A 2,751-nucleotide genomic window follows, 5' to 3' on the forward strand; every position below is an offset into this window, starting at 1 on the left:
CATCCCACTTTCTTCCATAATATAATTTCATCACCATATCCTTACCCGATAATAACCAAAAATATCTTCGTTTGGTAAGAATAAATTCCTAATCTGTCTTTCTTGTTAAATTATGAAATAACAGTATATGTAAAAGGATCGACTATTATTTATTATAGATTCAAAGATAGCTCGTCGGACTGCTACGGTTCAGTGAATAATAATGCGAAGGAAAATAGAGATTTTTTAGACTTTCTCGGATAGTTGCGGACGAACTTTTGGCGGAAGATCACAGGAGTCGAACCTGCCCGGGAACGCTGGCGTCCCCAACTGGATTTGAAGTCCAGCCACCTCACCGGAGATGACGATCTTCCGCGCCTGCATTGCTACATGGAGGCGGGGCGCATTATAGCTACTTTCAGACATTTACCACATACCCCGACACACTTTTTTCACCTCTCTTTTGACCTGAACACCCCCATTTCAGTTAATTCTTAAGAAAATCCTCAGGTTAGCATTTCGTGCTCCGCGACATTTACCCCGATCACAAAAAACAAGAAACGTAATTTGCTAACCAGAAAACGCAATACTCGCTCCTGAAACAATGGTTTAAAACCTCTGTAACCGGTCTCAGTGCCCGTATCGCCACACGGCAGGCACCTGACGGCCAGCAAAGGATTACAGAACCAGGAGGACGAAAGTATGAAAATCAGTGATGGAAACTGGCTTATTCAACCTGGCCTGACCGTGACGTATCCGGTCCAGGTGTTCGATGTGGAGCAGCAGGGCAATGACCTGGTGGTGTATGTGGCACCGCGCGACGTCCGCGAACGCGCGTGGCAGCTCGATACGTTAATGTTCACCGTCCGGCTCTTCGCACCGCAGGAAGGGATTGTCGGGGTGCGCATCGAGCACTTCCAGGCGGCGCAGGACAAAGGCCCGCACTATCCGCTCAACGTGCTGAAGGACGTAAGGGTCGAGACGGTAAATAACGCCGAATACGCCGAGCTGAAAAGCGGTAATCTCAGCGTGCGCGTCACCAAAGGCGAGTTCTGGGCGCTCGATTTTCTGCGTAACGGCCAGCGGATCACCGGCAGTGAACTGAAAAACAACGGCTACGTGCAGGACAGCCACACGAATCGCAACTATCTGTTCGAACGTCTGGATCTGGGCGTCGGGGAAACGGTTTATGGCCTCGGTGAGCGCTTTACCGCCCTGGTGCGCAACGGTCAGCAGGTCGATACCTGGAACCGCGACGGCGGCACCAGCACCGAGCAGTCCTACAAAAACATTCCGTTCTATCTCACTAACCGCGGCTACGGCGTGCTGGTCAACCATCCGGAAAATGTGTCGTTTGAAATCGGCTCGGAGAAGGTCTCCAAAGTACAGTTCAGCGTGGAGGGCGAATATCTGGAGTATTTTGTGATCGACGGCCCGACGCCGAAAGCGGTCCTGGACCGCTACACGCAGTTCACCGGTCGTCCGGCGCTGCCGCCAGCGTGGTCCTTCGGCCTGTGGCTCACCACCTCGTTTACCACTAACTACGACGAAGCAACGGTGAACAGCTTCATCGACGGCATGGCCGAACGCGACCTGCCACTGCACGTCTTCCATTTTGACTGCTTCTGGATGAAGGCCTTCCAGTGGTGTGATTTTGAGTGGGACCCGGTGACCTTCCCGGATCCAGAAGGGATGATCCGCCGCCTGAAAGATAAGGGGCTGAAGGTCTGCGTGTGGATCAACCCGTACATCGGCCAGAAATCGCCGGTGTTTAACGAGCTGAAAGAGAAAGGTTATCTGCTGAAGCGCCCGGATGGCAGCGTGTGGCAGTGGGACAAATGGCAGCCCGGGCTGGCGATTTACGACTTCACTAACCCGGACGCGTGCCGGTGGTACGCCGACAAGCTGAAGGGCCTGGTGGAGATTGGCGTGGACTGCTTCAAAACCGATTTCGGCGAGCGTATCCCGACGGATGTGCAGTGGTTTGACGGTTCCGATCCGCAGAAGATGCACAACCATTACGCCTTCATCTATAACGCGCTGGTGTGGAACGTGCTGAAAGAGACGGTAGGCGAGGAGGAGGCGGTACTGTTTGCCCGCTCGGCGTCCGTCGGCGCGCAGCAGTTCCCGGTACACTGGGGTGGCGACTGCTATGCAAATTATGAATCCATGGCGGAAAGCCTGCGCGGCGGGCTGTCGATTGGTCTGTCCGGCTTCGGATTCTGGAGCCACGATATCGGCGGGTTCGAAAACACCGCCCCGGCGCACGTCTACAAACGCTGGTGCGCGTTCGGGCTGTTCTCCAGCCACAGCCGCCTGCATGGCAGCAAATCCTACCGGGTGCCGTGGGCGTACGATGATGAGTCCTGTGACGTGGTGCGCCACTTTACGCAGCTGAAATGCCAGCTGATGCCGTACCTCTACCGTCAGGCGGCGCTGGCACGGGAGTGCGGCACGCCGATGCTGCGGGCGATGATGCTGGAGTTCCCGGACGATCCGGCGTGTGACTATCTCGACCGTCAGTACATGCTGGGGGATGCCTTGATGGTGGCGCCGGTGTTCTCCGAGGCGGGTGAGGTGCAGTTTTACCTGCCGGAAGGTCGCTGGACGCTCTTGTGGCACAACGATGAGGTTCAGGGCTGTCGCTGGCATAAGCAGCAGCACGATTTCATGAGCCTGCCGGTTTATGTGCGCGACAATACCTTGCTGGCGCTGGGTAACAACAAGCACAAACCGGTCTACGCCTGGAATGAGGGCACGGCCTTCCAGCTG

At 55.3% G+C, this 2,751-nt stretch carries 1 protein-coding gene and 1 tRNA gene; one reads left to right on the plus strand and one right to left on the minus strand.

What is annotated here, in order from left to right:
* Positions 1-258 precede the first annotated feature (258 nt).
* Positions 259-353 (minus strand) — tRNA-Sec (locus AB7E14_RS22485).
* Between the two features lie 328 nt (positions 354-681).
* On the opposite strand from AB7E14_RS22485, the gene yicI reads away from it, so the two are divergent.
* Positions 682-2,751, plus strand: a 2,070-nt coding sequence (gene yicI, locus AB7E14_RS22490; protein WP_428169990.1) for an alpha-xylosidase, incomplete at its 3' end; no start/stop codon positions are given.

It is taken from the genome of Citrobacter sp., from assembly GCF_050252275.1.
GTDB classification, from domain to species: domain Bacteria; phylum Pseudomonadota; class Gammaproteobacteria; order Enterobacterales; family Enterobacteriaceae; genus Citrobacter_A; species Citrobacter_A amalonaticus.